This is a genomic window from Mycobacterium sp. ZZG, from assembly GCF_054786995.1.
In genome coordinates this window covers 1-3,882 of the sequence record NZ_JBTBFV010000123.1, presented here as the reverse complement: position 1 = coordinate 3,882, position 3,882 = coordinate 1, and the positions used below count along the sequence as shown (strand labels likewise).

Genomic DNA, 3,882 nt, shown 5'->3' with positions numbered 1-3,882 from the left:
GTTATCTACGGCCCCTTGAGGGCTTGTCTTTGATGTAGGCGACACACCCTCTGTGGGTCAGTGCATTTCGTCATGGAATGGTTATCTTTAGTGTTCATGACGCCCGTGTCTGGGTATCTGGTTCAGCGAGTGGTGATGCCGTTCGGCCACCCGGAGTCGTGGACTGTGGTGGGTGCCGATGCATCCATGGTGGAGCCTGTAGAGGAATTCTTGGCTCACCTGCATGCAGTGGAGCGGTCGCCGAACACTGTTCGCGCCTATGCCCATGATCTTCGGGACTGGTTCACCTTTTGCGCGCGGTCAGGGCTGGTGTGGTCGAGCGTGCATCTGGAGGATGTGGGCCGGTTCGTCGCCTGGCTGAGGTTGGCGCCGGAGTCGAGGAACGCCACCAATGTGGTGGCCCTGCCGGGTGCGGTGTCGGCGGGGTGCTCGGAGGCGACGGTGAACCGGAAACTGTCTGGGGTCTCGGCATTCTACGAGTTTCACCAGCGACACGGTGTGAACCTGGGTGATCTGCTGGTGACGTGGCAGCGACGGGGATCCGGTGGCGGTTCGTGGCGGCCTTTGTTGGCCCACTTGGGTTCTCGACCGGAAAGGACACGACGGATCCGGTTGCGTGCCGACAAACAGCTGCCGTCGACTTTGGATGAGCAGCAGGTCGCAGCGGTATTGGAGTCGTGCCAGCGGTTGCGGGACCGGTTGTTGTTCACCGTGCTGGCTGAGACGGGGCTGCGCATTGGTGAGGCCCTGGGCTTGCGTCACGAGGACATTGATGCCGCGTCGTGCGTGGTGGCGGTGGTGGGCCGCACCAACGCTAACGGTGCGCGGGCGAAGTCCGGATCGCGTCAGGTTCCTGTGCCGGGCCGGCTGATCCGCTTGTACTGCGATTATCTGCATGCTGAGTACGGCGACTTGGATAGCGATTACGTGTTTGTGAATCTGTGGGCTGATCCGGTGGGGGTCCCGATGAGCTACCGCAGCGTCTACGATCTGGTCCTACGTCTTCGTGCTCGGTCAGGAATTTTGTTTTCTCCGCACATGTTTCGCCACACTTACGCAACGGATCTGCTGCGCCGTGGGGTCGCGGTGGAGGTGGTGAGTAAGTTGCTGGGGCACGCCTCGATCAGTACAACCGGTGACACCTACTCCCACCTGAACGTGGAGGACACCCGCCGGGCGTTGGTCGCCGCGGGAGTTCTCGGCCAGGACGGTGCACGGTGATGAGCACATTGGCGGCACATTCGGCGACCGTCGGTGTGAGCGGGTTCGCCCAGAGATTGGCCGCCGCGGTGCGGCCGGAGTTCCAGGTCGAGGTGCTGGTCCCCGCGGTAGGGGATCCGATCCTGGGCACTCCGGCGTGCATCGTTGCCGGGTGTGTGCGATCAAGCTGTTACGACCGCGTGTGCCAGGCTCACTGGCACCGATGGAAGAAAGACGGCCGGCCCGAACTGACCCAGTGGGCCGCCACAGCGGATCCGCAGGTGACCGGTCACAGACCGCTGCACGCGTGCGAGGTGACCGGCTGTCGATTCGGCCAACACCGATATCGGTTGTGCTATAGACATTCCCGGCAATGGGATGCTGGCGGGCGTCCCGACCGGACGCAGTGGTCACCGCCGGTGGTGACCACTGCCGCGGTATGCGGGGTGACCGGGTGCTGGTTGTGGACTGAACTCGATTCCGGTTGGTGCCGCGGCCACCACACCCGGTGGCGGATGCGGGGATACCCCGCACCGGAGGCCTTCATCGCCTACTGTGCCACCTACGGGGAAGACCGCTTCGACTTTCGAAGGCTCGCACCGCAGCTCCGTCTGGAGATCCAATACGCGGTGCAATGCCGGGTGGATGCCCAACGCGCCCGCACCGTTCCCCGGGCGGTCAAACCACTGCTCGATCACCTCGCTACGGCCGGGGACGTGTCGCTGTTGGACCTGCCATTGGACGCCTGGCTCGGTGCGCTGCCCCCGGCAGCCACCAGCACCGCACGGGCCTTCCTGGGGTTCGCTATCGACTGCTTACTGGACCTTCGCGACGGTGGCGGCTGGGAGGCCGAATACGACCGCGATGTCTGGCTGCTGCGGCGACTATCGATCCCCGGGGCCGGTCATGGCGCCCAACTCGACTTCACTTCAGTACAGCCCTCGTGGCTGCGAGAACTGGTCAAACGGTGGTGCCGGTGGCGGCTGTCATGCGGGATCGGACTCACTCAGGTCCGCCGAGACCTCATTGCACTGATCAGGCTGTCGCGGTTGACACCAGGGCTTGCCGGTTCGGCGGGGCCCGCCGGGTTGAGCCGCCAGGGCCTGGAGGGCTACCTGGCCGCATTGGCAGCGGAGGTTGCCCGCCCCAAGACACGCCGCGGTGATATCGGCACGGTCAGCGGGTTCCTGCGAACCGTTCGCCAGCACCGGTGGGCGGCGCTGCCCGTCGACGCCGAGCTCTATCCCGACGATCGCCCCCGCCCCGAGCAAGCCACGTTGTCCCGAGCAATCCCGGAGTTCGTCATGAACCAGCTCGAAGACCCAGCCAACCTGGCCCGCATCAACGACCCCCGCATCCGGCTACTTGTCGAAATCCTCAACGGTGCCGGGCTGCGCATCGGAGACGCCACTCACCTCAGCATCGACTGCCTCGTCCACGACCCCGCCGGAGCGACCTACCTGCGCTACCGCAACCATAAGATGCGCCGCGAAGCGATGGTGCCCATCGATGAACAGCTCGCCGCCAAGATCGCTGACCAACAACGCCGCACGACTGCAACATTCCCCGAAACAGCAGTGCTGATCCCACGCTCACACGCCAACCCTCATGGTCGTCACCCCATGGGGCCCAATACCTTTGACATGCACCTCAAGGGATGGCTGACCGATGTTGCCATCGTCGACGAGTTGGGCCGCCCGGCCAAAGTCACCCCTCACCAGTTCCGCCACACCTACGCCACCCGACTGATCAACAACGACGTCTCCCAAGAAGTCGTGCGCAGACTGCTCGACCACACCAGCCACACCATGACTGCCCGCTACGCCCGCCTCGCCGACACCACCATCCGCACCCAGTGGGAACGAGCCCGAAAGATCGACATCCACGGCCAGCCCGTCGACACCAGCGGCGACGGACTGATCGGCGACGCCGAATGGATGAACCACAACCTCGCCCGCGCGAAAATGGCGCTACCCAACGGCTATTGCGGCCTTCCGCTGCAGAAGTCCTGCCCTCACGCCAACGCGTGTCTGACCTGCCCCGTCTTCATCACGACACCAGAGTTCCTGCCTCAACACCACGCTCAACGCCAGCAGACCCTTCAATTGATCACCGCCGCCGAAGCACGCGGCCAACAACGCTTGGCCGAGGCCAACCGCACCGTGCTGACCAACCTCGACACCATCATCACCACACTCGAAACCGACCACCAGGACACCGCAGAAGATGCGCGCTGACAACAGTATTCACCTCATCACGGCGGCCAAGAGACGTCACGAAACCACTCGCGCCAAAGCCCTGGCTGCCTTGCACGACCTCCACCAAACGGGGTGCCCGATCAGCTTCACCACGGTCGCCGAACACGCCGGCGTGTCCCGCTCGTGGCTCTACACACAGACCGACATCACGGACGAAATCCGCAGGATCGGAGCACTACGCGAATACGCGCCGGTGACTACCCACCCCAAACAACAACCGGCAAGCGAGGCATCCCTGCGCAATCGACTCCGCCTCGCCCACCAACGCAACCACGAACTCGACGAAGAAAACCGTCGACTACGCGATCAAGTCGCCCAGCTGCACGGTCAACTCCGCACCGCCCGACTTACTGCCACAAAGACAACGTCCACAACGTGAACGCCCTGATGAACGCACCGCCCCAGACACCCGGCCGAAGATAAC

General features: G+C 63.9%; 3 protein-coding genes. All 3 read left to right on the top strand.

Annotation, left to right across the window (positions count from 1 at the left end; translation table 11 throughout):
• Positions 1-72 precede the first annotated feature (72 nt).
• Genes ACXMYJ_RS28715 through ACXMYJ_RS28705 form a run of 3 tightly spaced genes read left to right on the top strand, consistent with a single transcriptional unit; the run spans position 73 to position 3,837 of the window.
• Complete coding sequence (locus tag ACXMYJ_RS28715) at positions 73-1,221, top strand: tyrosine-type recombinase/integrase (protein ID WP_460359498.1); 1,149 nt, start codon at positions 73-75, stop codon at positions 1,219-1,221.
• Positions 1,221-3,437, top strand: coding sequence for a tyrosine-type recombinase/integrase (locus ACXMYJ_RS28710; protein WP_460359497.1), 2,217 nt, complete (start codon positions 1,221-1,223; stop codon positions 3,435-3,437). Before ACXMYJ_RS28715 ends, ACXMYJ_RS28710 begins: the two co-directional genes overlap by 1 nt.
• Complete coding sequence (locus tag ACXMYJ_RS28705) at positions 3,427-3,837, top strand: DUF6262 family protein (RefSeq protein ID WP_460359496.1); 411 nt, start codon at positions 3,427-3,429, stop codon at positions 3,835-3,837. The genes ACXMYJ_RS28710 and ACXMYJ_RS28705 overlap by 11 nt, the downstream gene beginning before the upstream one ends.
• Positions 3,838-3,882: the final 45 nt, after the last annotated feature.

Coding starts and splice junctions, on each gene's coding strand:
- ACXMYJ_RS28715 (WP_460359498.1), top strand. CDS start 73: ATGGAATGGTTATCTTTAGTGTTCATGACGCCCGTGTCTGGGTATCTG.
- ACXMYJ_RS28705 (WP_460359496.1), top strand. CDS start 3,427: ATGCGCGCTGACAACAGTATTCACCTCATCACGGCGGCCAAGAGACGT.
- ACXMYJ_RS28710 (WP_460359497.1), top strand. CDS start 1,221: ATGAGCACATTGGCGGCACATTCGGCGACCGTCGGTGTGAGCGGGTTC.